Annotated in this window: 23 protein-coding genes; 15 read left to right on the forward strand and 8 right to left on the reverse strand. The window is 71.6% G+C overall.

Features of this window, described 5'->3' with window-relative positions; translation table 11 throughout:
* Nucleotides 1-2 precede the first annotated feature (2 nt).
* From KI385_RS15235 to KI385_RS15275, 9 genes are all read left to right on the forward strand, one after another.
* Nucleotides 3-728 (forward strand): class I SAM-dependent methyltransferase, encoded by a 726-nt coding sequence (locus KI385_RS15235; RefSeq protein WP_238572756.1) that lies wholly within the window; start codon nucleotides 3-5, stop codon nucleotides 726-728.
* Nucleotides 725-5,353: an alpha-(1->3)-arabinofuranosyltransferase domain-containing protein gene (locus KI385_RS15240; protein ID WP_238572757.1), complete on the forward strand. Its 4,629-nt coding sequence runs from the start codon at nucleotides 725-727 to the stop codon at nucleotides 5,351-5,353. Before KI385_RS15235 ends, KI385_RS15240 begins: the two co-directional genes overlap by 4 nt.
* On the forward strand, nucleotides 5,350-6,972 hold the full coding sequence (locus KI385_RS15245) for a condensation protein (RefSeq protein ID WP_238572758.1): 1,623 nt from the start codon (nucleotides 5,350-5,352) through the stop codon (nucleotides 6,970-6,972). Before KI385_RS15240 ends, KI385_RS15245 begins: the two co-directional genes overlap by 4 nt.
* The gene (locus tag KI385_RS15250; protein WP_238572759.1) at nucleotides 6,969-7,733 is read left to right on the forward strand and encodes a class I SAM-dependent methyltransferase; all 765 of its coding nucleotides are present in this window, start codon (nucleotides 6,969-6,971) and stop codon (nucleotides 7,731-7,733) included. Before KI385_RS15245 ends, KI385_RS15250 begins: the two co-directional genes overlap by 4 nt.
* Nucleotides 7,734-7,737: 4 nt before the next feature.
* On the forward strand, nucleotides 7,738-8,670 hold the full coding sequence (locus KI385_RS15255; protein WP_238572760.1) for a DMT family transporter: 933 nt from the start codon (nucleotides 7,738-7,740) through the stop codon (nucleotides 8,668-8,670).
* The gene (locus tag KI385_RS15260; protein ID WP_238572761.1) at nucleotides 8,657-8,881 is read left to right on the forward strand and encodes a Trm112 family protein; all 225 of its coding nucleotides are present in this window, start codon (nucleotides 8,657-8,659) and stop codon (nucleotides 8,879-8,881) included. The genes KI385_RS15255 and KI385_RS15260 overlap by 14 nt, the downstream gene beginning before the upstream one ends.
* Entirely contained in the window at nucleotides 8,878-9,687 is an 810-nt protein-coding gene (locus KI385_RS15265) for an FkbM family methyltransferase (RefSeq protein ID WP_238572762.1), read from the forward strand. The genes KI385_RS15260 and KI385_RS15265 overlap by 4 nt, the downstream gene beginning before the upstream one ends.
* Entirely contained in the window at nucleotides 9,671-10,279 is a 609-nt protein-coding gene (locus tag KI385_RS15270) for a hypothetical protein (protein WP_238572763.1), read from the forward strand. The genes KI385_RS15265 and KI385_RS15270 overlap by 17 nt, the downstream gene beginning before the upstream one ends.
* Before the next feature lie 210 nt (nucleotides 10,280-10,489).
* Nucleotides 10,490-11,521 (forward strand): rod shape-determining protein, encoded by a 1,032-nt coding sequence (locus tag KI385_RS15275; protein ID WP_238572764.1) that lies wholly within the window; start codon nucleotides 10,490-10,492, stop codon nucleotides 11,519-11,521.
* Nucleotides 11,522-11,566: 45 nt separating this feature from the next.
* On the opposite strand, the gene KI385_RS15280 is transcribed toward KI385_RS15275, so the two are convergent.
* The 3 genes from KI385_RS15280 to KI385_RS15290 form a co-directional block, all read right to left on the reverse strand.
* Nucleotides 11,567-12,163 (reverse strand): histidine phosphatase family protein, encoded by a 597-nt coding sequence (locus tag KI385_RS15280; RefSeq protein ID WP_238572765.1) that lies wholly within the window; start codon nucleotides 12,161-12,163, stop codon nucleotides 11,567-11,569.
* Nucleotides 12,164-12,174: 11 nt separating this feature from the next.
* Complete coding sequence (gene trxA / locus KI385_RS15285; protein ID WP_238572766.1) at nucleotides 12,175-12,558, reverse strand: thioredoxin; 384 nt, start codon at nucleotides 12,556-12,558, stop codon at nucleotides 12,175-12,177.
* A 292-nt stretch (nucleotides 12,559-12,850) separates the two neighbouring features.
* Entirely contained in the window at nucleotides 12,851-13,219 is a 369-nt protein-coding gene (locus KI385_RS15290) for a cupin domain-containing protein (RefSeq protein WP_238572767.1), read from the reverse strand.
* A 345-nt stretch (nucleotides 13,220-13,564) separates the two neighbouring features.
* Between KI385_RS15290 and KI385_RS15295 the strand changes: the two genes are divergently transcribed.
* Together KI385_RS15295 and KI385_RS15300 are read left to right on the forward strand one after the other, a co-directional pair.
* Nucleotides 13,565-14,440, forward strand: coding sequence for a glycosyltransferase family 2 protein (locus KI385_RS15295; RefSeq protein ID WP_238572768.1), 876 nt, complete (start codon nucleotides 13,565-13,567; stop codon nucleotides 14,438-14,440).
* Nucleotides 14,441-14,489: 49 nt separating this feature from the next.
* Nucleotides 14,490-14,804, forward strand: a complete 315-nt coding sequence (locus KI385_RS15300) for a hypothetical protein (protein ID WP_238572769.1) — start codon at nucleotides 14,490-14,492, stop codon at nucleotides 14,802-14,804.
* Nucleotides 14,805-15,386: 582 nt separating this feature from the next.
* On the opposite strand, the gene KI385_RS15310 is transcribed toward KI385_RS15300, so the two are convergent.
* Nucleotides 15,387-17,117 carry an NAD-dependent epimerase/dehydratase family protein gene (locus tag KI385_RS15310; RefSeq protein ID WP_238572770.1) on the reverse strand — a complete coding sequence of 577 codons (1,731 nt, stop codon included), beginning with the start codon at nucleotides 17,115-17,117 and terminating at the stop codon, nucleotides 15,387-15,389.
* 179 nt (nucleotides 17,118-17,296) lie between these two features.
* Between KI385_RS15310 and KI385_RS15315 the strand changes: the two genes are divergently transcribed.
* The 3 genes from KI385_RS15315 to KI385_RS15325 all read left to right on the forward strand — a co-directional run bounded on the left by KI385_RS15315 (nucleotide 17,297) and on the right by KI385_RS15325 (nucleotide 20,036).
* Complete coding sequence (locus KI385_RS15315) at nucleotides 17,297-18,391, forward strand: NAD-dependent epimerase/dehydratase family protein (protein WP_238572771.1); 1,095 nt, start codon at nucleotides 17,297-17,299, stop codon at nucleotides 18,389-18,391.
* Between the two features lie 50 nt (nucleotides 18,392-18,441).
* Nucleotides 18,442-18,936 (forward strand): NUDIX domain-containing protein, encoded by a 495-nt coding sequence (locus KI385_RS15320; protein WP_238572772.1) that lies wholly within the window; start codon nucleotides 18,442-18,444, stop codon nucleotides 18,934-18,936.
* A gap of 122 nt (nucleotides 18,937-19,058) precedes the next feature.
* Complete coding sequence (locus tag KI385_RS15325) at nucleotides 19,059-20,036, forward strand: GHMP family kinase ATP-binding protein (RefSeq protein ID WP_238572773.1); 978 nt, start codon at nucleotides 19,059-19,061, stop codon at nucleotides 20,034-20,036.
* Nucleotides 20,037-20,045: 9 nt separating this feature from the next.
* Here the strand turns inward: KI385_RS15325 and KI385_RS15330 are convergent, their stop codons facing one another.
* Genes KI385_RS15330 through KI385_RS15345 form a run of 4 tightly spaced genes read right to left on the reverse strand, consistent with a single transcriptional unit; the run spans nucleotide 20,046 to nucleotide 24,418 of the window.
* On the reverse strand, nucleotides 20,046-21,146 hold the full coding sequence (locus tag KI385_RS15330; RefSeq protein WP_238572774.1) for a radical SAM protein: 1,101 nt from the start codon (nucleotides 21,144-21,146) through the stop codon (nucleotides 20,046-20,048).
* A 29-nt stretch (nucleotides 21,147-21,175) separates the two neighbouring features.
* Nucleotides 21,176-22,021, reverse strand: a complete 846-nt coding sequence (locus KI385_RS15335) for a carbohydrate ABC transporter permease (protein WP_425356913.1) — start codon at nucleotides 22,019-22,021, stop codon at nucleotides 21,176-21,178.
* Nucleotides 22,018-23,073: a carbohydrate ABC transporter permease gene (locus KI385_RS15340; RefSeq protein WP_425356914.1), complete on the reverse strand. Its 1,056-nt coding sequence runs from the start codon at nucleotides 23,071-23,073 to the stop codon at nucleotides 22,018-22,020. The genes KI385_RS15335 and KI385_RS15340 overlap by 4 nt, the downstream gene beginning before the upstream one ends.
* A gap of 46 nt (nucleotides 23,074-23,119) precedes the next feature.
* Nucleotides 23,120-24,418 carry an extracellular solute-binding protein gene (locus KI385_RS15345; protein ID WP_238572777.1) on the reverse strand — a complete coding sequence of 433 codons (1,299 nt, stop codon included), beginning with the start codon at nucleotides 24,416-24,418 and terminating at the stop codon, nucleotides 23,120-23,122.
* A gap of 298 nt (nucleotides 24,419-24,716) precedes the next feature.
* Between KI385_RS15345 and KI385_RS15350 the strand changes: the two genes are divergently transcribed.
* Complete coding sequence (locus KI385_RS15350; protein ID WP_238572778.1) at nucleotides 24,717-25,880, forward strand: serine/threonine protein kinase; 1,164 nt, start codon at nucleotides 24,717-24,719, stop codon at nucleotides 25,878-25,880.
* The last annotated feature ends 4 nt before the right edge of the window (nucleotides 25,881-25,884 follow it).

The following is a 25,884-nucleotide window of genomic DNA, read 5'->3' on the forward strand; positions in this document are numbered from 1 at the left end:
CGGTGCGCGACCCTTCGCTGCGCAGGTCCTATGCCCTCTTCCGCGCCTTTCTGCGCGAGCAGACCGAGCCCGAACACTGCTACCGGCTGCTCGCCCGCGACGCCGCCGACCAGGTCGAACGCCATATACCGCTGAAGGGCGCGGTGGTCGCCGATGTCGGCGGCGGCGCCGGGCACTTCACCACGGAGTTCCGGCGCCGCGGCGCGCACGGCTACCTCTTCGAGCCCGATACGGCGGAGCTGACCGCCCACGGCGATGTCCCCGAGGGCGCGGTGGTCGCCGACGGCTATCTGCTGCCGCTCGCCGACGGCGCCGCCGACATCTGCTTCTCCTCCAACGTCCTGGAGCATGTCGCCGACCCGCAGACCTTCCTCAGCGAAATGGTCCGGGTCACCCGCCCCGGTGGGCTGATCTACGTCGCCTTCACCAACTGGTTCTCACCCTGGGGCGGCCATGAGACCGCGCCTTGGCACTACTTGGGGGCCGAGCGGGCCCGGGCCCGCTATCGGCGGCGTACCGGCAGGGCGGCCAAGCACACCCTGGGCGTCAACCTCTTCGCCGTGCACATCGGCCGCACCCTGCGGCAGGTCCGGGCCCGTGACGACGTCACGATCGTCACCGCCCGCTCCCGCTATGCGCCGTTCCTCGCCGAGGCCATCCCCCGCCTCCCGGGCGTCCGGGAGGTCGCGACCTGGAACCTCCTCCTCATCCTCCGGCGGTTGCCATGACCCAGACCCTGAGGCCCTCCCCGTCCCCGGGATCACCCGACGCCGGCGGCAGGCCGACGCCGTCCCCCGCCCCGCCGCCCGGCCCACCCCGGCGCAGGCGCTGGCTGCTCGCGTTCTGGGCGCTCGCCCTGACCGGCTTTCTCGCGCCCGCACCGGGCAGGATGACGTTCGAGACCAAGCTGGGGGTCACCACCGACCCGTGGAAGTTCCTCGGCGACCTCGGGCAGCTGTGGCACGACCGGGCGGGCTTCGGCGGCATCGCCGACCAGTACTTCGGCTATGCGTTCCCGACCCTGCCGTATTACGGGCTGACCGACCTGCTGCAGGTGCCGGTCTGGCTGGCCGAGCGGCTGTGGATGTCGCTGATCGTCACGGCCGCGTTCTGGGGCGCGTTACGGCTGGCCGAACGGCTGCGCTTCGGCACCCCGCCGGCCCGGCTCCTGGCGGCCGCCTGTTACGCCCTGTGGCCGACCTTCACCATCGTCATCGGCTCCACCTCCGCCGCGGCCCTCCCCGGCGCGCTGCTGCCCTGGGTCCTGCTGCCGCTGACCGGCCCGCGGGCCGGCGCCCGTATCGCGGCCACCCGCTCGGCGCTGCTGATCCCCTTCATGGGCGGCGTCAACGCGGCCTCGACGCTGGCCTCGCTGCTGCCCGCCGGCCTGTATCTGCTCTCCCGTACGGGACCACGCCGGCGCACCCTGCTCGCCTGGTGGCTGCCCGGCGTCGTCCTGGCCACCGCCTGGTGGGTGGTGCCGCTGCTCCTGCTGGGCATCCACGGCGAGAACTTCATGCCGTTCATCGAGCAGGCCGACACCACCACCGGCACCATGTCCGCCACCGAACTGCTGCGCGGCGCCGGCAACTGGGTCGGCTACCTCCGCTTCGGCGAACCCTGGCTGCCGGCCGGCTGGACCATGACCGCCAACACCTTCGCGGTGCTCGGCTCGGCGCTGGCCGCGGCGCTCGGCCTGGCCGGTCTGGCCCGCCGCGATCTGCCCGAGCGGCGCTGGCTGCTGCTGACCGTGCTGACCGTGGCGCTGATCGCGCTGGCCGGCTACGGCGGCGCGCTCGGCGGGCCGGTGCACGGGCTGTGGCAGGACTGGCTGAACGGCTGGCTGCGCCCGTTCCGCAACATCTACAAGTTCACCCCGGGCCTGGCCCTGGCGCTCACCCTCGGCCTCGCGCATCTCCTGGGGCTGGTCTCCGAACGCCGTGGCACCCGCCGGATCCCGGCCCGCCGCCACCTCCCCCTGCTGACCGCGCTGCTCGTCCTTCCCGCGCTCGCCCTGCCGTTCCTGACCGGCACCGTCCTCCAGCCCGGCGCCTTCACCAAGCTGCCCACCTACTGGGAGCAGACGGCGAGCTGGCTCAAGCACCACACCCCGCACAGCCGCGCCCTGATCGTCCCCGCCACCGCCCACGGCATCTACACCTGGGGCTCCCCCATCGACGAACCCCTCGATGTGCTCGCCGAATCCCCCTGGGCGCAGCGCGACTTCGTCCCCTTCGGCACCCCGGGCGCCCGCCGCGCGCTGGACGCCGTCGAACAGGCGCTGCTGACCGGCGCCCAGGTCCCGGGCCTGCGCGACTACTTGGGCCGGGCGGGCATCCACGAGGTGGTCGTACGGAACGATCTCGACCCGGACCAGATCGGCTATGTCCCCCCGCAGACCGTCAAACGCACGCTGGAGGCGTCCGGCTACCGCAAGGCGGCGGCCTTCGGCCCGCTGACCACCGGCGGCAGGATCCCCGCCGAGGCCCCGCTGCAGATCCAGGGCCTCTACCTGCGCCAGCGCTCCGTCGAGATCTACCGGCCGCAGGACACCCCCGAGCCCGGCCCGGTCACCGCCCGGGCGGTCGCCGACACCGCACAGCTCAGCGGCGGCCCCGAAGCCCTCCTCCAGCTGTCCGCCGACCCCACCCTGCGCGACCGTCCCACCGTCCTGACCGGCGACAACCACCCCGGCCTCGGCACCCCGCCGCTCCAGCTGACCGCCGACGGCCTGCGCCGCGCCGACACCCGCTTCGGGCTGGTCAACAGCAATACGTCCTACACCTACACGGCCGACGAGAAGAACCACCCCGACAGCGTCCAGGACCCCGGCCGGCCGCCCCGGCAGATCCTCCCGACCTCCGGTATCGGCCACCAGACCACCGCCGTGCTCCGCGGCGCCTCCTCGGTGACCGCCTCCACCAGCGGCAACTGGCTCTTCCATCTGCCGCAGTACGACCCGGTCAACGCCTTCGACGGCAACCCGGACACCGCCTGGGCGGAAGGCAGCGCCGGCGACCCCGTGGGCCAGTGGATCAAGATCGACTTCGGCCGGCCCACCGCCGTCCCGTCCTCGCTGTCCCTCACCCCGCTGCCCGGGGACGGGCTGCGCGCCGCCCCGACGTCCGTACGCGTGCAGACCGACCACGGCAGCACCGAGGACACACTGCGCCCCGACGGAACGAAACAGCAGGTCAAGGCCCCGGCCGGAACGGCGACATGGCTGAAGGTGACGATCCTCGGCTCACAGACCCCGCGCGCCGGACTCTCCGGCGCCGGCTTCGCCGAGATCTCCGTCCCCGGCGTCCAGGTCACCCGGCTGCTGCAACTCCCCACCGACGCCCAGCGCTCCGACACACCCGCCGAGACCTTCTCGCTGCACCGCGGCAGCGACCCGGGCGGGCTGTCCCCCGTCTCCGCGGAGTCCGGGCTGCACCGCCAGTTCCGTACCGGCGCCAACGCCTCGTACAAGATCTCCGGAAAGGCGCTGGCCGTCCCCGGCCCCGAACTCGACCGGCTGCTGGACCGTATCGCGCCGGAGCAGAAGGACCGGATCACCGCCACCGCCGACTCCACCAGCTTCGGCTTCGGACAGTCGCTCAGCCCCCGCAACCTCGTCGACGGCGATCTGACCACCGCCTGGATCGCCGGGGACCGGCCGACGCTGCATCTGCGCTGGCCGGGCAGGAAGAAGATCGACCAGATCGTGCTGGCCGCGGCCGGCGGTATCTCCACCCGGCCGGAGCAGATCCTGATCAACTCACCGGACGGGGCGGCCACCGCGGGCGTCGACGAGAACGGCCAGGCCCGCTTCGATCCGATCACCACGGACCGCCTCGACCTCACCATCAGCAAGGTCAAACCGCTGACGATCCACAACCCGGTCGCCGGCCAGCCCCTCCAACTCCCCGTCGGGCTCAGCGAGGTCTACCTCCCCGCGCTCGACGCCTACCGCACACCGCGGCCCGCCGCCGGCGAACGCTTCTCCGTCGGCTGCGGCCAGGGGCCGATGCTCGCCGTCGACGGCGTACTGCACGCCACCAAGGCCTCCGGGTACGTCCGCGATCTGACCGAACGCCGCCCCATCAGCGTCGAGCTGTGCGCCGGCGAGGCCCGTGACGGACGGCTGGAACTGCCTTCCGGCCGCCACCGGGTGGAGGCGGGCGACCAGGGGCCGCTGGCGCTGACGGATGTGACGCTGAGCAGGGGGGACACGGCGGCCGGCGGGACGGCCGGGGCGGGTGCCGACGGCTCCCGCGCGGGGGCAGGTGCCGACGGCTCCGGAGCGGGAGCAGGTACCAACGGCTCCGGCGCGGCTTCGGGCTCCGGCGGCCCGGTGCGCAAGGTCACCGCCACCGACTGGACGGGGGACCACCGCACGGTCGCCATCGGCTCCGGCCGGGCCGTGTATCTCCAGATGTACGAGAACGCCAACGACGGCTGGCACGCCACTCTCGACGGCCGGCCGCTGACCCCGCTGCGCATCGACGGCTGGCAGCAGGCCTTCCTCGTACCGGCCGGCGCCGGCGGCACCGTCGAGCTCTCCTACGCCCCGGCCACCACCTACGACCTGGGCCTGATCGGCGGTGCACTCGGCGTGCTGCTCCTCCTCGTCTCCGCCGTGGTCCGCCGTACCCCGCGCACGCCGCCCGCCGTCCCGCCGCCCCCGCCCGCACCCTCGTGGGTCCTGGGCGTGCTGGCCCTCACCGCGGTGGTGGCCATGGCGGCCGGGCCGTACGCGCTGATCGTGCCGCTGCTGGCCCTGCTCGCCCACTTCCGGCCCCCGCTCCTGGTCCCCCTCGCCCTGGTGGCGATGCTGGGCGCCGGCGTCACCGCCGCCCTCGGGGCGGGCGAGCCGATCGCCGCCGATGAGGGCGCCTTCAGCGGGACCGCGCAGGCCCTGGCGCTGCTGGCGCTGGCGGCGGCGGTGGTGACGGTGCCGGGTCGGGCGTCGCGGCGGCAGGTGACCGTGGCGGGTCCGGGAGCGGATCCGGGAGCGGGTCCGGATGGTTCGGGGCGGGATCCAGGTGGTTCGGGCAGGGATCCGGGCGGTTCCGGCAGGGATCCGGGCGGGCCGCCGTCGTTCGAACCGCCTGGCAGGTCCGACCCGTTCGCGCCGGCGCCCGCACCCGCGCCACCGCCGCTTCCGCGCCGGGTGCGGGACGGTGACGGCGGTACGGCCCGGGCCGGGGGCCCGGCCGGTAGCCCGGCCCGCCGTGCGGCCGATGCCGGGCGTCCGATCGTCGCCCGGGGACGGACTCCGGGCGCCGGCCCGAACTGGGCGAACCGGCGCCGGCCCCGGCCGACCGGCCCCGTACGGCCGACCGACAGCGGGGAGGACACCACCCGATGACCGCACTGCAACCGGCCCGGCACGAGCCGCCCGGCGGCCCGGGCGAGGGCTCCCCCGCCCCCTCCCCCTCTCCCCCTTCGGGGGAGGGGGCGGGGGGTGGGTTCGGGGGTGGGGGGGCGCGGACCCTCGAACCCGCCGTCGCCCGCCTCCCCTTCCCCGTCGTCGACGAAGTCGCCCGGCACTGCCTCCAGGACGACGAACCGGAGACCGTCCACATCGAGGTGCACCTGCCCGGCCGGGTCGATCAGGCGCGGCTGCGCACCGCGTTCCACCAGGCGCTCGCCCGTCACCCGCGCATCCTGATGCGCCAGGCGCCGGTCCGCCGGTGGCGCCGCCGTTACGAGTGGGAGCTCACCGCCGCGCCGGATGTGGAGCCGGTCGCCTTCCCGCCTCCCGGTCCCGATGCCCTCGTACGCGCAAGGGAACGCGCGCTCACCGACTGTCCGCCGCTGGACGCCTCGCCGCCCGTACGGCTGGAGGTGATCGGGCAACCGGGCGCGGCGGACGGCACCGTGCTGCTGCTCACCATCAACCACACCGCACTGGACGGCCCGGCCTGCCTGCGGGTGCTGGCCACCGCCGCCGAGCTGTACGGCGGCGCCGACAACTCTCCGGGCCCCCCGCCCGTGCGCGCCGCCGTTCCCGGTACGGAGCGGCCGCCCGCCGGCGACCTGCCGAGCACCGGCGGGCGCTTCGCCCGCCCGGCCCGTATCGCCGCCGACCCCGGCCACACTCCGCACAGCGGCCGGCACGGCAACGGCATGCTCATCGTCGAGCTGCCGATTCCGGCCCGTCCCCCGCGTGCGGACGGCCGGGCGCCGTACACCGTCAACGATCAACTCCTGGTCGCCACCTGTCTGATGGTGGCCCGCTGGAACCGGCTGCACGACCTTCCCGACGGCCCGAACGGCACGGGTGGCGCCCGCACCGCCGCTCCCGTCGTCGTCACCATGCCGGTCGACGACCGGCCACGCGGCACCGAGATGCCCATCGGCAACGGCACCCGGCTGCTCTCGGTCGGCTTCGGGCCCGAGGAGCGCCGGGATGCCGGGCTGCTCACCGCCGATCCGCCGGACCCGGATGCGGTGGCCCGGCTGCTGCGGCGCACGGCGGCCCGTACCCGCGCCCTCAAGTCGGCGCCGCCCGGCCATCAACTCGGCCTTTCCGGGCGGGTGTTGACCGTGCCCCTGCTGCCCGTCGGGCTGCGCGGCGCGCTCACCCGTGCGCTGCGTACCGCCGCCGCGCCCTGGACCTCCACCACGCTCCTCTCCAACATCGGCCGGATCCCCTACCCGCTGGACTTCGGGGACGCCGGCCGCCCGACCGCGGTGTGGTTCTCCGCGCCGGCCCGGATGCCGCGCGGCCTCACCGTCACCACCGTCTCCGTCGCCGGCCGGATCCAGCTCGCGCTGCGCTGGTCGCACGCCCTCCTGGACGATCCGGCCGGCGCCCGGCTCGGCGCCCTGTTCGCGTCCTCCCTCGCCGCCACCGCCTGGACCGAACCACCGGGCGGCCGCGGGCCGTTGTTCCCGCCCCTGGTCTCTCCCCCAGTCTCTCCCCCGATCTCACGCCCGCCCTCTCCCCCGCCCTCTCCCCCGACCGAAGGAAACGCCCGATGACCCGGCCCCCTGCCGCCACCGCGCCCGGCGTACACCCGGCCGGACTGCGGGACTTCTACGAGGACCCCACCGTGCCGGTGGCATCCGGCACCGCCCGCAGCCGACGGCAAGCGCGGCTGCTGGCACGCGCCCTCGGGCCCGTACGCCCCGGGACACCGGCCGCCACCATCTTGGACATCGGCTGCGGCGACGGCACCGCGGCCGCCACCGCGGCGGAGGTCCTGGCGGGTCACCGCCTCGTCGGCGTCGACTGGTCGCAGGACGCGCTGCGCCGCGCCCGGACCCGTATCCCCTGTGCGGTACGCGGCGAACTGACCGACGGCGGGCTGCCGTTCGCGGCCGGCTCGGCCGACGCCGTGCTCTTCAGCGAGGTCGTCGAGCATCTCGTCGACCCCGACGCCGCCCTGGACGAGCTGCGCAGGGTGCTGCGCCCCGGTGGTCATCTGATGCTCTCCACCCCCAATCTCGCCGCCTGGTACAACCGCGGACTTCTGCTCGCCGGGGTCCAGCCTGTCTTCTCGGAGGTGAGCCTGCGCCAGGTCCACGGCCGGCCCGGCACCCAGGTCGTCGGCCATCTGCGCCTCTACACCGCCCGCGCACTGCGCGGCTTCCTCGCGGCGTCCGGCTTCGAGGTCGTACGGATCGCCGGTGCGCCGTACCACGATGTGCCGCGCCCGCTGCGCCCCCTGGACCGGGCCGCCTGCCATGTCCCGTCGCTGGCCTCCATCCTGCTCGCCCATGCCCGCCGGAGAAGGGAGTAGCGCGATGCCGTGGTGGGGCGTGGCGTCCGCGCTGCTCGCCAACGTCCTCTACAGCACCGGCTTCGTACTGGAGAAACGCGCCCTGGCCGCGCTGCCCGCGCTGAGCACCCGGCAGCCCGCCCGGGTCGTCCGGCACCTCCTCTCCAGCCCGCTGTGGCTCGGCGGCTCGCTCGCCCTGGCCGCCGGTTTCGCCGCCCAACTGGCCGTCTACCGCACCCTGCCGATCGCCGCCGCCCAGGGCATCTTCGTCTCCGGTCTGGTCCTGCTTCTGCTGCTCTCCTCGGTGGTGCTGGGCGAGCGGACCAGCGGCCGGGAGCGGCAGAGCATCGCGGCGATCCTGGTCGCGCTGGTGCTGGTCGTCGCCTCCCTCCGGGGCGATGACGCACGGGCCGTGGCCCGCACCGCACCGCCCACGACGCTGCTGATGATCGCCGTACCGTCGCTGGCCGCCGGGCTGCTGCTGTACCGCTCGGCGGAGCGGCGTGCCAGACGCCGCCATCGTCTGCCGACCGCGGGCGTCCCTTACGGGGTGGCCGTCGGCCTGCTCTACGGCGTCAGCTCACTGGCCATCAAGGGCGTCTCCGGTCTGCTCACCACCCACCACCTCGCGGCCGCCGCCGGGCAGCTGTTCCGTTCGCCGTACCCCTACCTCCTGCTCTTCACCGGAGCCACCGGCCTGGTCCTGTCCCAGACCGCTCTGCAACGCTGCCGCGCCTCCGTGATCGTCCCCGTCTGCACCACCGTCACCTGTGTCTTCACCGTCGCCTGCGGCACCGTGGCGTTCGGTGAGCCGCTGCCCGCCGATCCGCTGCGCCTGGCACTGCGGCTGGGCGGCACCGCCGTCGCGGTGGCCGTCCTGCTCGCACTGCCCCGCCATGACGCCCCCGCCCCCGAACCACCCGCCGGCATACCGGAGTTGAGCCATGAAGCCCGATGACCCGCTGCTGAAGATCCTCGCCTGCCCCCTCGACAAGGGCCCGCTGTCCCTTCTCGCCCCCGACGGCGTCCTCTACAACCCCCGGCTGCGCCGCCGCTACCCCCTCCTCGACGGCATCCCCCAGCTCCTCCCCTCCTCCGGCGAGCAGGTCACCGACGCCGAGCACGAGCGTCTGCTGCGCCGCCTCACGGACCAGGAGCCGGGGTCGTGACGCTCGCCGCGCGGCTGGGGCCTCGGCTGCCGGCCCGGCTGGTGTCGGCGCTCGCGGCCGGGATCTATCCGCGCTTCGAGCCGGAGCTGCGGCGGCTGGCCGACTTCTGTCCGCCGGGCGGCACGGCCGTCGATGTCGGTGGGTGGTACGGCCCATGGACCCGGCGACTGGCCCGGCGCGCCGACCGGGTCGTCACCCTTGAGCCGGTCCCCCATCTGGCCCGTCTGCTCGCGTCCGTGACCCCCACGCATGTCGAGGTGGTCCCCGCCGCGGCCACCGACCGCACGGGCTGCGCCACCCTCTGGCTGCCCCCGGACGGCCGGGGCGACCGCGGCGTCTCCTCGCTCGTACGCCGTGAGCTGCACTCCGCCACGCTCGACGTGCCCTGCCTCCCCCTGGACGCGCTCGGCCTGGCGTCCGTCACGCTCATCAAGATCGATGTGGACGGCGCCGAGCTGGCGGTGCTGCGCGGCGCCGAGCGCACCGTCGAGCGTGAACTCCCGGCGCTGTTCGTCGAGTTGGAGACCCGCATCCAGCCGCTCGGGCCCGTGCTGGACTGGACCGCTTCCCGTGGCTATCGCGGCTGGGTCCTGCCGCACGACCACTGGCTGCCACTGGCCGATTTCGATCTGCCCGCCCATCAGTCCCGCACCTCCCATGTCGCCGAGCACGGCCTGCTCCGCCGCTCCCTCGCCCCGCACCGCCGCTACGTCAATTCCGTGCTCTTCCTCCCCGACGGCGAGCGCCCCGGACCCCCCGCGGGCCCCGCCTTCCACGACCATGTCCATCATGAACCGCACCACTGACAATGACCCGCCCACCGGCTCCGGCACCCCCGGTGACCTGCCGGGACCGGTCGCCTTCCAGCTCGTCCTGCTGCGCCGGATGGCCGACCACCACCCCGGACCGGTCGAGCAGGCGCTGCGCGAACTGGGCGTCTCCCGCGCGCAGATGAGGGAGGCCAACCGCCGCTGGCAGGCGCGGATGCACGCACCCCGGGCGGGCGGCGTCCAACCGTACCGGGCGCTGCTCGGCGCCCCGGAGACCGTCACCCCCCGTCGGATCGGCGATCTCACCTGCGAGGCCCTGACCTGGCCCGTCCCCCTCTGGCCCGATCTGCGCTTCGAGGTGCTCACCGCCGCCCGGGGCACCGTCTGGAACGCCTGGCTCGTCCGTGCCCCCGGCGCCGCCGCCCCCGATCTGCGCACGACCGCGGACCTGACCCCCTGGTCCTGCACCGTCGACGAGGTCGCGCGCGCCTTCGCCCCGGCCCGCCCGATGGAGGGCAGCGCCCCCACCCGCTGGCGCCTGGCCTGCACCGCCCCCGGCCCCGACGGCGCACCGCAGGACATCGTCACCGAATTCACCTGGGGGCTCTACCAGCGACGGGTCGACTGAGCATCCGCCGCACCGGCCCGCCACCGCCGCGCCACCCGTTCGCCGTAGCCGGCCCCTCCGTGTCCCCCGAGCAGCCCCTCCCCGTCCCCCGGGCGGACGCTCCCAACAGGCGGGCCCTCGCGCGCGCCCAGAGGATGGCGCACGAGCGGTCCGTGTGAACGGGCCGTGCGAGCGCTCTGTTCATACCGGCCCATCGGGGAGGAATCACCCATGACCATCAGCCTCGCCCAATTGCGGCGCTGCTCGGCCGCCGTCGACATCGGCGCGGCCCGGACCAGGGTGTATGTGAAGAACCAGGGGCTGGTGGTCGATGAACCGACCGTCGCCGCCATCAATACCCGCACGGGGGCGCTGCTGGCCGTCGGCGCCCAGGCCGAGGTGATGGACGGCCGGACTCCCGACTACATCCGCGTGGTGCGCCCCGTCGCCGGCGGAACCGTGGTCGACATCGACATGGCCCAGCGGCTGCTGCGCACCCTCGTCGGCGACAAGCTGCGCAAGACGTGGCGGCGCCGGCCCACGATGCGGGCCGCGGTCTGCCTCCCGTACGGCAGTGAGCCGCTGGCCCAGCGGGCGGCGGTGGAGACGCTCACCGGGCTGGGCGCGCGCCGGGTCGAGCTGGTCGACACCCTGGTGGCCGCTGCGGTCGGCTCCGGGCTCCCGGTGGAGCAGCCGGAGGCGACCATGATCGTGGTGTGTGGTGCGGGAACCACGCAGGTCGCGGTGCTCTCACTGGGTTCGATCGTGGCCGCGGAGACGGTGCCGGTGGGCGGCAACGCGATCGACCACGCGGTGGTGCAGCATCTGCGGCTGCACCACGAGCTGATGCTGGCGGGCCAGGCCGTGCGCCCGTTGCAGCTGATCCTCTCCGGCGGCGACGGGCTCACCCCGGGCTCGACCGAGGTGCACGGCCGGGACGTGGTCAGCGGAATGGCGCGCTCGGTGCATGTCGACACCGAGCGGGTACGGGACGCCATCACCACCCCGCTGACCGCGATCCTCGACAGCATCGGCGCCGTACTGCGCCGCTGCCCGCCGGATCTGGTGGCCGACCTGGGGGAGCGCGGCATCATGCTCGCGGGTGGCAGCGCCCTGATTCCCGGCCTGGAGCCGATGATCCATCAGGCCACCACCATGCCCGTGCACACCGCGGACCGCCCCGACACCTGTGCCGTGATGGGGCTCGGCGCCATGATCGAGGGCAAGGTGCAGCCGCTGCACTTCGACCCCATGGCCTCGTAGCCCCCGCCGGGGCCGTCGTGGCCCGCCACGGCGTCGGCCGCGCCGTTACAGACTCCGGGTGTTCCAGGCGATCACCGCGGGGCGGCCGTGCTCGGTGCCCAGGACGCCGAACGCCCCGGTCTCGAACGTGAACCGCCCGCCCGCGGAGGCCGGCAGCCCGAGCGCACGGGCGGCCAGCACCCGCAGGAAGTGCGCATGCGCCACCAGCGCCACATCGCCCTCATCGGCATCGAGCTGTGGCGCGATCCGCGCCAGCACCCGATCGGCGCGCGCCCCGACCTCGTCGGGCGACTCCCCCGGGTGCCCCTCGGGGCCGGGGGTGACACCGTCGGAGAACAGATACCAGCCGGGCCGGCTGCGGTGGATCTCGGCGGTGGTTATGCCCTCATAGCCGCCGTAGTCCCATTCCCGCAGGTCGGCGTCGATCCGCGGCCGGGCCAGGCCCGCCAGCTCGGCGGTGCGCTGTGCCCGCGCCGTCGGGCTGGCGTACGCCTGCGCGATCTTCCGGCCCGACAGCAGCGGCCGCAGTGCGCGGGCCTGCTCCTCGCCATTGGCGGTCAGCGGCAGATCGGTCCAACTGGTGTGCCGGCCGTCCCGGCTCCACTCGGTCTCGCCGTGCCGGACCAGAAGTAGTTCGCTCACGAGCCCTGAGCCTACTGGGCCTGTGCCTGCTCGCTCTGCTGGGACTCGGCGACCGACGCACGGACCTCGTCCATGTCCAGGGCGCGGGCCTGCCCGATGACGTCCTCCAGGGCCTCGGCGGGCAGTGCGCCCGGCTGGGCGAAGACCGCGATGTTGTCGCGGACGATCATCACGGTCGGGATGGACTGGATCTCGAAGGCCTGCGCCAGCTCGGGCTGCGCCTCCGTGTCGACCTTGGCGAAGACGAGGTCGTCGTGCTTGTCGGACGATCGCTCGAAGACCGGGCCGAACTGCTTGCAGGGCCCGCACCACTCGGCCCAGAAGTCGATGAGGACGAAACCGTTGCCGGAGACGATTTCGTCGAAGTTTTCCTTGGTGAGCTCCACCGTGGCCATGCGTGTTTCCCTGCTTCCGGTCGTTCGACGATGTTCAGTCGGTTTCCGCTGCGAAAACGGGATCACCCCGTGACATATTCCGCGCCGGACCGTCCCGCTCCCCTGCCCACCGAACACGTTCCTAGACATCCCGATCCACGTGGGAATCCACACGCCGGCCACGCCGGAATCCGCCCCCCGGCCGCGAGGGAATCCGCCCTACCGGCCACAGGGGAATCAGGCGTACGCGCCGCCCCCGGACCTCGTCCGGGAGAGCGCGCACCGTTTCACCGTCCAGAGCGTGTCTTCCGGATCAGCCCGGGCCCTTCGCCTTGGCGTACTCCGTCGCCATAGCGCCCGCGAAGTCGTACATGACGACCTGCTCCTCGCCGACCACCCAGGCATCGTGGCCGGCCGGGACGACAAAGACATCGCCGGGTCCGACTTCGGACTCCGCGCCGTCGTTCATCCTGACGCGCATCCGTCCCTGGACCACGAAGCCGTTGTGATGGACCTCGCAGCTGTCGGTTCCGGCGATCGGGCCCACCGACTCCGACCAGCGCCAGCCGGGCTCGAAGGTGCCCACGGCGAAGTCCAGTCCGGTCAGGTGCAGGGCTTCGAGGTGACCCCGGGGAAAGTCACGCCGTTCATCCGGCTTGTCGATCGTTTTGACTTCCATCATGAGGGCTTCCTCCCACCACCCCCCGGGTCGTTGTGAACCACCCCCTGGTCCTTCCATGGTGCGCCGCGACAGGACAGCGGGCCACCGTGCCCCGGCCGGACATCTCACCGGATCGGTTTCACCTTCAACCAGTTCCTGGTGGACGCGGAGGAGCCGCTGCGCTCTGACGGCCGTGGTACGGACACGGCGTCCGCTCGCCGGTGCGGACGCCTCGCGGGGGACCCGGTGGGAAGGGGTCGCCGGGCCCGCGTCACAGGGATGTCGCCGGGCCTGCGTCATGGCGCGCAGCCGCCTCCCCCGGGGACTAGCATCGCAGAGAGACCGCCAAGAACGGAGTATTCATCTGTGCGTCATCTGCGCGTAGGCGTCGCCATTTTGACCATGGGAAACCGCCCCGCTGAATTGCAGGCGCTGCTGGATTCGGTCGCCAAGCAGGACCTTCAGCCGGCGCACATCGTGGTCGTCGGAAACGGCTCGCCGCTCCCCCCACTGCCGCACGGTGCGACCGGCGTCGAGCTGAGCGAGAACCTGGGCGTCTCCGGTGGCCGGAACGTCGCCCTGGACGAGCTGCGGAAGCTCGGGGAGCTGGACGTGGTGGTCGATCTGGACGACGACGGCCTGCTGATCAGCCCGGACGTCTTCAGCCGGCTCGCCGAACTTCACGAGCAGGACCCGAAGTTGGGGATCGTGAGCTTCCGCATCGCCGACGAACTCGGCCGCACCCAGCGCCGGCACGTCCCCCGCCTGCGCGTCGGCGACCCCCGGCGCGGCGGTCCGGTCACGACGTTCCTCGGCGGCGGGCACTCCCTGTCCGTGCCGATGCTGGAGCGCATCGGCGGCTGGCCGGACGAGTTCTTCTACGCGCACGAGGAAACCGACCTGGCCTGGCGGGCCCTGGACGACGGCTGGAACATCCGCTACGCGCCGGAGATCGTGCTACAGCACCCGTACACCTCGCCCACCCGGCATGCCGTCTTCCATCGCATGGTGGCCAGAAACCGGGTATGGCTGGCGAAGCGGCATCTCCCCGCGCTCCTGGTGCCGCTCTACCTGGGCGTATGGGCCGCGCTGACCGCCGTCCGCAGCCGCTCGGCGGCGGGCATGCGGGCCTGGGCCGCCGGTTTCGCCGAAGGAGTACGCACTCCGTGCGGGCGGCGGCGGCCGATGCGCTGGCGCACGGTGTGGCGGATGACGAAGCTGGGGCGCCCGCCGATCATCTAGTGCCGTGACCGCTTTGGTCCGCCGGGTGTGATCCGGAAGGATCTCACGCATGTTCGAAGAGAAGCTCGACGCGCTCTCGCAGATGATGGCCGAGCACATGGCCATGCCGTTCCCGCCAGGCTTTCGCGGCCTGGACATCGAGGACCAGGACATGGTGATGCTTGGTGCGGACGCCTACGGCTACGCCCTGGGCGTTCTCAAAGGCCCGCTCGACGAACAGCGCGGCAAAGGCTTGATCCGGCTGACGACGGTGTTCGAGAAGGTTCTCCCGGCGATCGACGACGCGTACGCGGCCAGGTACTACACGCACGTGCGCGACCTGGCTGTGCTGGCCGCCGAAATCGAGACTCTGCGCGAGAAGTAGCTCTCCGACCAGGAAGGTTCGCCCGGGTCGTGGTCACGGCGGTCGGATGTGCGGTGACGTCTGATCCGACCGCCGGTCGTCATCCAGACGGCCACCACCCGCCCGACCAAGCTCGGCCGGGCATTCACCCGCTGGTCCATCCGCAAACTCGCCGCCTACCTGCGGAAAGTCCACGGTCGCGTCATCCGTATCGGCCGCGAGGCGTTACGGTGCCTGCTCGCCCGCCGCGGCATCGCCTTCCAACGCACCAAGACGTGGAAGGAGTCCCCGGACCCCGAGCGCGACGCCAAGCCGGACCGCGTCGAAGAGGTGCTGGAGCGATTCCCGGACCGGGTGTTCGCGTTCGACGCGTTCGGGCCCGCGCCCTGCACACATACGTGCGCTGGCGCAACCAACACGCCCACCATCCCGACGTACTGGCCGCCCAACGCCGCGAACGTGCCCGCGTCCGCAGTGAGAAAGGCATCCGCTGGGGCGGACGCCCTCTCAAGATCGCAGCTTGACCAAACCCGGTGAACCCATGCGGTCACGGCACTGGCCCGTCGATCGTCCAGGACGTGCCTTGTGGCCCAAGGCCCACGGTTACGCGTCCGGCGTGCCGTGGATGCCCTCGTAAGCCAGCCACTGGGCGTACGTGTGCAGGCCGTAGGTCAGATCGGTGGTGGCTTTCCAGCCCGGCGGCGGGGGCGGCCACGCCGCCTCCTTCGCGCGGGGTCCGGGTGCCTCGGGCGGTGCCGCCCGGTCGGCGATCGGCACCGGGCGGACGGCCTTGCGGACCGCCTGTGCCATCTCCGCGACCGTGCAGGTGGCGGCGTCCGCGAGCCCGATCGCGCGCTCGGACGGGGGTGTCCGCAGCATCGCCGACAGGCCGCCGATCAGATCGCTCGTGTGCAGCGGGCGGAGCAGCGCACCGGGCGGCTCCTCGAAGGTCAGCGGGTGGCTGCGCAGCGCGTCCCACACCATGCGGCCGATCCGTGAGTCGTGCGGGCAGCCCGGACCGTACAGGTCCCCGGTGCGCACGATGCAGACGCCTTCACAGGAGGGCGAGTTGAGGGTGATACGGCTGCCGTCGGCGCCGGGCGACGCCCCGAGGGCGGTCAGATCGAGCACCGCGTCCAGGGTCTGCTCCGCCTGCCGCCCCGGCCCCAGGGTGGTGACCTGGTGCCCGTCGTCCGCCAGCCCCCGCACGAGGTGCTCCCCCAACGGGGTCCCGGCGCCGAGCACCCCGATCCGGCACGGTCCGGCGGCGGCCCGCCTCGTCCGGGGCCGCCCGGCGGCCTCGCCGCCCGCCTCGACGCCGGCCCGGGCGATCCGCGCCAGCTCGTCGCGCAGCTCCGCGATCCGCTCCTCGGGCTGTGCGTAGCTGATGCCGCCGGGACCCACGGTGGCCAGCGCCTCGGCGAGCACCTCGGGGTCGGGCTCCCCGGCGCGGCCGAGCCCCTCCCGTCGCTGTACGAATCCCATCGTGAAGGCGGTCAGCCAAGTCCCCTTCGCGGCGGCGGGGGTGGCGGCTTCGGCCATTCCCGCGATGGCTGATTGCACCCTTTCGACACGCACACCGCAGCCTTCGAGGTACTGCGCGCAGTCGAGGTGGAGCCAGCGCCCGGGATCGGGTCCGTCGAGGCGTACCGCGCATTGCGCCACACCGTGTTTGAAGAACGGCAGGACTTTCAGGCCGGTCAGCCGGGTTTCTTCACGACCGGGCATGTCCGAGGGGAGAAAGCACACCGAACGGCGCGGTCCGCGGAAGGCGTTGCCGGAGATGCTGCCGTGGTCCTCGTGTTCGGCGAGGCTGGGCACGGATACGTACGAAGGGATTCCATTGGCGCGTAAGTACCTGTACATCAGTATGTCGTCGGGCCAACTGTCAAGATGGCGTCGGCCGAAAGCCACGAATCCATCGGCGACACGCCTCGGCAGAATGATGGCCACGCACGGAAAGTACTCGTTGACGGCGCCCACCCACCGCGCCCCGGTCATGGCCCCAAAACGTACCGCGGCGCCGTTTCTTGAGTCCCACAGGGCGAAAAGCGCGAGCGCCGCGTCCGGCATCTCTTCGATCGCCGCCCGGGCGCGCTCGAAGAACGTATCGGAAAGGATCATGTCGTCCTGGACGACGAGCTGATGGGTGGCGCCGTCCTCGATGGCCGACCATGCGCACAACGCCGTACGCAGCACGGACGGCCGGCCCGCCGGGTCCGGGTCCATGACGACCCGTAACGCCCCCGGCGGCGCGGCCTGCGCCAGGCTCTCGGCCGCCGCACGGCGTTTGGGGTGGGTCATCACGGCGCCGCTCAACCGATAACGCGTCATTAATTCCTCCGCAACATTCCGCAGTCCCGGGCAATCCGGCACAGGTGATTCCGGACAGTACGGCCGCCGCACTCAGCGCCGCAAGACTGCCGAAATGGCGCTCTGGTAGCGGCATTCGGCGCCCGACATGCTGACCGCTGACAACGATCCGGCGATCTCATGTGCGGTGAGAGGATTCCATGTCTCAGACGGTGAACGGAAATGGCGAGGTAAGTGCGCCGCGCAACGCCCCGGAGGAAACGGTTGCGGCCCGGCTGGAAAAACTGCGGGATGCGCGTGTGGTGGTCACCGGTGGCGCCGGCCTGGTGGGCAGCCGACTGGTCGCATTATTACGCCAGGCCGACGCCGAGGTAACGGTGCTGGACCGCCTGGACGCATATCCGGAATCGGCGCACACCGCATTGTTCGGTGTGGAGAATCTCGGGGTGCGGGTGGTCGTCGGGGATATCTGCGACCGCGAGGCGGTGCGCCGGGTGATCGCCGATGCCGACTATGTGGTGCATGCCGCCGCGTACGCCGATGTCGCCGCGTGCACCAGACGGCCCGACATCGCCTTCCGGGCGAACGTCCAGGGCACCCAGGTGGTGCTGGAGGAGACCGCCGCCTCCAAGGCCCGCCGGCTGGTGCTGGTGTCGTCGGCCGCGGTGTACGGCGACGGTGATCCCGCGATCCGGGGGCCGCAGGTGTTCCACGAGGACCAGCGGCTGCTCCCGGTGTCCGTGTATGCCAACTCCAAGCTCTGGGCCGAGCACCAGACCCGGCTGCTGCTCGGCGGTCCGGACGGTCCGGAGTACGCGGTGCTGCGCTACTTCTCCGTCTACGGCGATCCGCAGATCCCCAAGCCCGGCAGCCATTCGTGGATGGTCGCGTGGCTGTCGATGCAGGCCCGGCTCGGCCGGCCGATGCGGCTCAACGGGGGCGGCGTACAGGTGCGGGACCTGGTGCATGTCGAGGATGTGGCGGCGGCCACCGCACTGGCGCTGATCGAGGAGCGGATGGCCGGACAGACCGTCAACGTGGGGACCGGGGTGCCCACTTCGGTGCGGGAGGTGGGCGAGCTGATCGCACCGCACTTTCCCCGCTGCCGGTTCATCACCACCCCGATGCCCGAGGGCGATCCCCTGGGCGGTTACGCTGCGACGGACCACTCCCGTGAACTGCTGCGCTGGAAGCCGCGGATCGATGTACGCGCGGGTGTGGAGCGCTATGTGCGCTGGCTGACCGCCACCCCGCACGCGGTGCCCGGCTGGCTGGCCGCCGAACCGGCCGCATGACAGCCTGCTCCCGGAATCCGGGACAGGGCACCACGAAGGGTGACACACAGATGAGTTATGTCGGCTCGTACCTCTGGTCCCTGCGGCAGAAGGTGGGCACCCGGCGGCTGCTCGTACCGGGCGCCCAGGTGCTGCTGCTGAACGACGCCGGCCACGGGCTGTTCCAGCAGCGCGTCGACAACGGCGTATGGGAGCTGCCGGCCGGGGCGTGCGAGGAAGGCAGCGACTTCGCCGGCACGGCCGTACGGGAGCTGGCGGAGGAGACCGGACTACGGGTCGAGCGCGCGGATCTGGAGGCCTTCGGCTCGCTCTCCGACCCGGACGTCCACACGCTCACCTACCCGAACGGGGATGTCACCCACTGTTTCGCGCTGTGCTTCGTGGCCCGCCGCTGGTCGGGCGAGCCGTCCCCGGGCCGGGACGAGGTGACCCGGATGCGGTTCTGTGCGCTCACGGATCCGCCCGGCCCGCTGCATCCGCCCACCGCTGTGGTCCTGGAGATGTTCCGGGAGTTCAGCTCGACCGGAAGGTTTCAGGCCCGATGAACGCGAAGAGAGCGGGGCAAGCGGTGAGACCGGCGAAAGCGGAGCGAGCGGCGAAAGCGGAGCGAGCAGTGACAACGGGGCGGGCAGTGACAACGGCGCGGGCAGTGACAACAGGGCAGGCAGTGACAGCCGGAGCGGCGGTGGTGCCGTGCCGGGCGTGTCTGTCCGGGGAGGATCTGGACTGGCTGGGCGGCCGGTCCGTCAGCCTGGCGCTGGATCTGACGACCTCGGTCGCGTTACGGCCGCCCGCCGCCCGTCCCCCGGGCGCGGCGGAGAGCGACGGCGGGGCGGGGAGCTGGGCGGACGAGGTGTGGGCGTTCCTGCGCCAACGGCTGTCCGGGCTGGGCCCGCGTCCCCCCGCGGTGACGGTACGCAGCCAGGCACCGGCGGCGAGCGGACTGTCGTCGTCCACCGCGCTGATCGTGGCGCTGTTCCGGGCGTTCACCGACGCCTGCGCGCCGGCCGGCGGCATCCGCGCCCGGACGCTGGCGCAGTGGGCGTACGAGTTCGAGTTCGCGGTCTTCAACGGTGGCGGGATGGATCATCTCGCCGTCATCGCGGGCGGTGCGCTGCTGCTCGACGGGCGGACGACCGGCCTCCCGGAGATCCGGAGCCGCGCGGAGTTCCCTCGTGACTGGGCCGTAGTGGTCGTCGACTCGGCCACCAAGAAGGACACCAGCGACCACATCCGTGTCGTACGCGATCAACTCGCGACCGGCGATGCCCGGCTCACGGCGTACATGGAGCGGTCCGATGCGGCGTCGGCAGCGGTGTGGGACGCCGTGCACCGCCACGATCTCACCGCGCTCGGTACGGCGATGAGCACGGCGCACGACGCGATGCGCGACCTGCAGAGGATGTCGACGCCTCTGCTGGAGGAGCTCCGGGCGCTGGCCCTGCGCTCCGCCGGCCTGCCGCTGAAGCTGAGCGGGGCCGGCGGAGGCGGCGCGCTGGTCGGCGTCTGCCCGGCGGCGGAACAGGAGCAGGTCGTGGCACGCCTGCGGCAGGCGCTGCACGGTACGCATCCGCGGGCCCGGGTGATCCCCACCCGGGCGGCCGCAGGTCTCGCCCCGGAGATCGCCGGACAGCCGATGCCCTAGGAACCGGCCCTAGATGAACGGGTCGTAGTCGCTGCCGGGTTCCGGTGCCGCCACCGTTCCCGCCCCGATCTTGTCGAGTTCGAGGTTGGAGCGGTGGCGCGCGCAGTGGAAGCGGCAGTCCCGGCTCGGGTCCACCACGCCGCGGTCGGAGCTGCGCCAGATCTCCGCCAGGCTGTCGGTCACCGCGTCACCGATCCTGGCTCCGGCGTTCCCCCGGTGGTAGGAGCAGACATACACCCCTGACGGGGTCACCAGGGTGCGCAGCTCGGCGACCCGGCAGCGGTGGTAGTCCTTCTCCTGTACGGGGCCGACCCGGGCCCGTAGGGAGGTCAGGGTCGAGGAGTTGACGATCTCGAAGGTGTCGTCCTCCCACTTCGCGGCCTCGTGCAGCTGGTCCTCGACGGAGCCGAGGACCTCCGCCGGCACCTGGACGACATGGTGTCCGTCGTCGAACATCGCCTTGGTCTCGAAGTAGTCGCACCCGATGTCATGGGCCAGTTCCGCCGCCCGTAACACCTCGTGGTGGTTGCTCACGACGCTGCCGTCCGGCTCCTGCCGCGTCATGACGAGGAAGGAGTAGCCGAGGGCGCCCTGTTTGGCCTCGGCCAGCAGCCGCATATTGCCGATGACCTTGTCGAAGACGCTGCGGCCCTTGCGGTCGGGCCGGAAGAGCCGGTACGTCTCGCTGGTGCCGGCGTCGACGGACACCCGCACCCATGAGGCGTACGCGGCCAGCTCGGTCAGGTTCTGCTTGATCAAGGTGCCGTTGGTGACGACCCCGATGGCGATGCCGGCCTCGCCGAGGACACGCAGCACCGCGCGGGTTCCACGGTGGGCGAGCGGCTCCCCGCCACCTATGAGCACCACCGCCCGCACCGACATCTCCACCAGTTCCTCGGCGAGTTCGGCCAGCCGCTCGGGTGTGAAGCGCCCTTGGTTGAGCAGCTTCCCGCTGATGCATTCGGGGCACGCCAGATCGCAGAAGGTCGTGGGGTCGAGGTCCACGACCAGCGGGCCGCTGGAGGAGTCTCCGGAGGCGGCTTCGAGGATCCGTGGCCAGCCCGACGGCTGGTACAGCTTGGACACCAGGTCGAGACGGTCGAACGTCACGTGTTCTCCTGCGAGGTCGGGTACAGAGGTCATCCCTTGACGGCCCCGGTCGCCAGCCCTGTGGCGACCCGGCGCTGAACGATCGCGAAGAAGACCGCCACGGGGAGCGCGGTGAGGGTGGCGCCGGCCATCAGCCCGCCGTAGTCGGTGCCGAAGCTGGTCTGGAAGGACACCAGCCAGATGCTGAGCGTCTGTTTGTCGTTGCTGGAGAGCAGTACGTAGGCGAGCACGTACTCGTTCCACGCCTGGACCAGGGCGTAGATCGAGGTGGCCACCAGCCCCGGGGCGAGCAGCGGGAGCACGACCCGGCGGAAGGCGCCCAGGCGGGTGCAGCCGTCGACCATCGCGGCCTCTTCCAGCTCCACGGGGATACCGACGATGAAGCCGCGCAGCAGCCAGACCGTGAACGGCAGCATGAACACCAGATAGGTGAGAATCACGCCGAGCAGGCTGTCGGTCAGTCCGGCATCGCTGAGCAGCAAATAGACCGGGATGATCAGCCCGGCCAGGGGGATCATCTGGACGCCCAGGATGACGAGGACAAAGGCCTTGCGGCCGGCGAAGGAGAAGCGCGCGAGGGCGAATGCGGCGAGCGTTCCGATCAGCAGGGAGACCAGCACGGTGCCGATGCCGATGAGGACACTGGCGCGCACATTGGCCCAGAAGGTCGGGGTATCGATGGCTCGGCGGAAGTGTTCCAGGGTGAGGTGGCCCGGCCAGAATTGCGGCGGGCTGTGGTGGATCTCTTCGGCCGGCCGGAATGCGGTGAGCAGCATCCAGTAGATCGGGAATGCCATCACCGCACTGAAGAGCAGTCCCAGTGCATTGGCCGTAAAACGGCGGTGCCGGGAGCGCCGGGCAGACGAAGGGTTCATTCGGTGCCTCCCAGCCGGATGATCTGGCGTACGTAGACGACGGCGCCGCCCAGCAGCATCAGTACGGTGATGACGGCGATGGCGGCACCGACGCTGTAGCGGTTGACGGCGAAGGATTCGATGAAGGAATAGACGCCGAGGAGGTAGTAGTCCTTCTCCGGCTGGCCGCCGCGCATCAGCCAGATCTGGTTGAAGACCCCGAAATCCCAGATCGCGGAGAGCGAAGTGACCAGGACGACGGCCGGTTTGATCACCGGGAAGGTGACATGCCGAAAAAGCTGGAGCCCGCGGGCGCCGTCGACCATGGCCGCTTCTTCGAGTTCCGCGGGCACCTGGCTGAGTGCGGCCTGCAGGGTGATCGCGGCAAAGGGCACGGCGCCCCAGACGACGACACCGGCGATGACGGCGAATCCCTGCCAGGGATTGTCGAACCAGTTGTGTTTGCTGAAATCCAGCCCCGGGACCAGCCCGAGCAGCCAATTGACGACTCCGTAGTCCGCGTCGGACAGCCAGCGGAAGATCGAGGCGGCAACCATGATCGGCATGGCCCATACGGCGACCAGCACGCCGACCATCGTCATCCGCACCCAGGGCGCCACCCGCCGCATCAGCAGCGCGACGCCCATCGCCAGCAGCATCGTCGCGCCGACGCAGACGACCGTGAACAGCGCGGTGCGGCCGACGACGGTCCAGAAGAAGCCGTCGGAGAGGATCGTCCGGTAGTGGTCGAGACCTGCCCAGGGCGGTGCGGCCCCGGAGAACAGCTGCCGGCGGGCCATGTCCTGGAAGGACAGCAGCAGCAGATCGACGAGCGGGTAGCCGAGGACGGCGGCGAGGGCGAGTACGGTCGGCGCGATCAGCAGATAGGGCAGCGCGCGGCGCCGCGCCGAACGCAGTGTGCGCCGGGCACCTGGGGCATGTGCACCCTGGCGATGGCTGCCGGATGTGCGGGGACGCCGCGGTCTTCCCGGCGTTCTCCGCACTCTCGATGATCCCGATGATCCCGGTGATCCCGGCGTTTCCGGTGGGCGCGGCGGATCTGCGGTCTCCATGGCTGCGAACTCCTCGATGCCTGCGCGCTCCGCGCCGGCTCAGCCGTCAGTTCTCGTTGATCACGGCGTCGATCCGGTGGTCCGCGGCCTTCGCGGCATCCGCCACCGACTGCTTCCCGGTCGCGATGTCCTGCAGCATCTCTTGCAGGACGTTGGACTTCTCGACCGCTCCCCAGCCGGGCGCAAGCGGGGTGACCCAGCCGCGTTCGGCGGCCCGCGCGGCCGGGCCGTTGACGCCGCCGGCAGCCACCTCGCGCAGCTGGGCGGTGTTGTTCGGCAGGGTGTCGGCGGCGATCAGCCGGCGCTGTGCGGTGCGGTCGGTGAACATCCGGATCCAGTCGCCGGCCAGGTCCTGGTTTTCGGACTTGGCGGGGATCGCCAGGGTGGAGCCGCCCAGGAACGGCGGCAGCAGCTCGCCCGAGGGGCCGGGGAAGGCGAAGGTGGCGAACCGGCCGCGGAGCGCCGGATCGCCACCGGATCTGCTGTCCGTGGCGGCCTTGGCCTCCCAGGTGTTGCCGTAGAACATGCCGACCCGGCCCTGGCCGACGACCGCCGGCTCATCGCCGTTGTCCTTGGACCGGTCGCCCACGTAGTACGCCTCCAGAAGGTCCTTCCACGCCGTGAGGCCGGCGACCGAGCGGGCGGAGGACAGCGCGCCGTGCCAGCGGCCGTCCTTCTTCACCGCCATCTCGCCGCCCGCGTCCTTCACGAACGCCATCGCCGCGTACCAGTAGCGGCCGGGCATGTAGAACGCGGAGAAATTCTTGTCCTTGGCGCCGAACTTCCGCTTCAGTTTGTCGAGATCCGCGAGTAACTCCGGATAGCTGCGCGGGGCGTGCGCAACGCCCACCTTCTTGAGCAGGTCGGTGCGGTAGATACCGACCCGGGCGCCCGCGTAATAGGGAACGCAGTAGGTCCGACCGTCCATCCGGCAGGCGTCCTTGAGCGCGCCGAGCCATTCCTCGGAATGGTCGAACTTTGCCGGATCCACGGGCGCGAAGGCGCCGTTGACGAGGTAGTTCGTGGTCTCACTGTTTCCCATCTCGACCACATCGGGAACCTGCTGACCGGCCAGCGCGGCATCGATTTTCTGGTTCTTGCTGGTCCATTGCTGGTACTGCACCCGCACATTGATCTTGGGATATGCCTTACGGAAGCGGGCGTTGACCTCGGACACCAGATCCGGCCAGCTCTCCTGGGCGTCCACGGTGAGCCAGACGGTCAGATCTCCCGAGCGCTCGGCCGCCGGAACCGGCTTGTCGTCACCGGAGCCACAGCCGGCCATCGATGCCAGCAACACCAAAGTCCCCACACCCGCGGCGAAACGGGAGATGCGCTCGGCCATGGTCTCCTCCGTCGGGGTAGCCGGAACCGGCTGCCTATCTACCCCGCGCACACGGCCAATCACCCCAGGGGGTTTTTCCGGCCAGATAAACCGGCGCCCGAAAATGATCGGTCGGGGAAACGCACCACACCCGTACGGCAGGCCGGACAGCGTTCCGAACTCCCGTACGCAACAAAAATGGAATCGGTGGATTGACGCAAACACGGCGGTGCGCAGCAGATCCGCCCTTGACGCTGCCGCACCCGCTGCCTCAGTTTTGCTCGGGTGTCTCCCACGTCCCCTATCGAAGGGTTTGCACGTGACTGAGAACGGCACGACGCCCGCGGATTCGACCTCCCGGCCGGTGAGGGTCAACTCGTGGAACGGCTGGGATCCGCTGCGGCACGTCGTCGTCGGACGGGCCGACAACGCGGTGGTGCAGGCACCCGAACCGGCCGTACGGCGGGACTTCCCGGACGACGGCTTCCCGCTGGGCACATACGGCCCGATGCCGGCCGAGATGACCGCCGAGGCCAACGAGCAGCTGGACAACTTCGCCGAGATGCTGCGCCGCCGCGGCATCCGCGTCGACCGCCCCACCCCCGTCGACTTCAGCCGGCAGGTCGCCACGCCGGACTGGACCCAGGACTCGATGTCCGGCTGTATGCCGCCCCGCGATCTGCTCCTGACCGTGGGCAACGAGATCCTCGAAGCCACCATGTCCTACCGCAGCCGGTGGTTCGAGTACCTCTGCTACCGGCCCCTCCTGCAGAGCCTCTTCGACGCCGACGAGAACATGCGCTGGGAAGCCGCGCCCAAGCCACGGCTGACCGACGCCTCGTACCGCCCCGGCTTCTGGGACACCTACAACACCCTGGAAACCGAGGAACAGCTCGCCCGGGTGCGCGACTACGACCTCGTACTGACCGAGGCCGAGCCGCTGTTCGACGCGGCCGATGTGGCGCGCTTCGGCAAGGACCTCTTCGTACAGCTGTCGTTCGTCACCAACCGCAGCGGATACCAGTGGCTCAAACGCCACTTCCCCGACTACCGGGTGCACGCCGTGACCTCGACCAACACCCATCCGCTGCACATCGACGCCACCTGGGTGCCGCTGCGCCCCGGCCTGGTGCTGCACTGCGGTGAGCGGCTCGCGGACGCCGAGCTGATGGAGTTCTTCCAGCGCAACGACTGGGAGATCATCGAGGCGGTGCAGCCCGCCAGTTGGGACCATCCGCCGAAGCTGTCCTACTGCAGCCCCTGGCTGGCGGGGAACATGCTCAACCTCGACCCGAACACCCTGTGCATCGAGGAGAAGGAAGTGGCGCTGGCCGACCAGCTCTCGTCGTACGGCTTCGAGGTGGTGCCGGTGCCGTTCCGCGCGGTGGGCCCGTTCGGCGGTGGTCTGCACTGCGCGACCTTCGACATCGAACGCGACGGGGAGCTGGAGGATTACTTCCCGCGCCGGTACGGACGGTTCTGAGGCG

Origin of the sequence: Streptomyces inhibens (assembly GCF_022221585.1) — a bacterium.
Lineage (GTDB): Bacteria > Actinomycetota > Actinomycetes > Streptomycetales > Streptomycetaceae > Streptomyces > Streptomyces inhibens.

What these genes read in the sequence shown, in the direction of transcription:
- KI385_RS15240 (WP_238572757.1), top strand. Translation starts at nt 725, where the DNA reads ATGACCCAGACCCTGAGGCCCTCCCCGTCCCCGGGATCACCCGACGCC.
- KI385_RS15245 (WP_238572758.1), top strand. Translation starts at nt 5,350, where the DNA reads ATGACCGCACTGCAACCGGCCCGGCACGAGCCGCCCGGCGGCCCGGGC.
- KI385_RS15250 (WP_238572759.1), top strand. Translation starts at nt 6,969, where the DNA reads ATGACCCGGCCCCCTGCCGCCACCGCGCCCGGCGTACACCCGGCCGGA.
- KI385_RS15255 (WP_238572760.1), top strand. Translation starts at nt 7,738, where the DNA reads ATGCCGTGGTGGGGCGTGGCGTCCGCGCTGCTCGCCAACGTCCTCTAC.
- KI385_RS15260 (WP_238572761.1), top strand. Translation starts at nt 8,657, where the DNA reads ATGAAGCCCGATGACCCGCTGCTGAAGATCCTCGCCTGCCCCCTCGAC.
- KI385_RS15270 (WP_238572763.1), top strand. Translation starts at nt 9,671, where the DNA reads ATGAACCGCACCACTGACAATGACCCGCCCACCGGCTCCGGCACCCCC.
- KI385_RS15275 (WP_238572764.1), top strand. Translation starts at nt 10,490, where the DNA reads ATGACCATCAGCCTCGCCCAATTGCGGCGCTGCTCGGCCGCCGTCGAC.
- trxA (WP_238572766.1), bottom strand. Translation starts at nt 12,558, where the DNA reads ATGGCCACGGTGGAGCTCACCAAGGAAAACTTCGACGAAATCGTCTCC.
- KI385_RS15290 (WP_238572767.1), bottom strand. Translation starts at nt 13,219, where the DNA reads ATGATGGAAGTCAAAACGATCGACAAGCCGGATGAACGGCGTGACTTT.
- KI385_RS15300 (WP_238572769.1), top strand. Translation starts at nt 14,490, where the DNA reads ATGTTCGAAGAGAAGCTCGACGCGCTCTCGCAGATGATGGCCGAGCAC.
- KI385_RS15310 (WP_238572770.1), bottom strand. Translation starts at nt 17,117, where the DNA reads ATGACGCGTTATCGGTTGAGCGGCGCCGTGATGACCCACCCCAAACGC.
- KI385_RS15315 (WP_238572771.1), top strand. Translation starts at nt 17,297, where the DNA reads ATGTCTCAGACGGTGAACGGAAATGGCGAGGTAAGTGCGCCGCGCAAC.
- KI385_RS15320 (WP_238572772.1), top strand. Translation starts at nt 18,442, where the DNA reads ATGAGTTATGTCGGCTCGTACCTCTGGTCCCTGCGGCAGAAGGTGGGC.
- KI385_RS15335 (WP_425356913.1), bottom strand. Translation starts at nt 22,021, where the DNA reads ATGAACCCTTCGTCTGCCCGGCGCTCCCGGCACCGCCGTTTTACGGCC.
- KI385_RS15340 (WP_425356914.1), bottom strand. Translation starts at nt 23,073, where the DNA reads ATGGAGACCGCAGATCCGCCGCGCCCACCGGAAACGCCGGGATCACCG.
- KI385_RS15345 (WP_238572777.1), bottom strand. Translation starts at nt 24,418, where the DNA reads ATGGCCGAGCGCATCTCCCGTTTCGCCGCGGGTGTGGGGACTTTGGTG.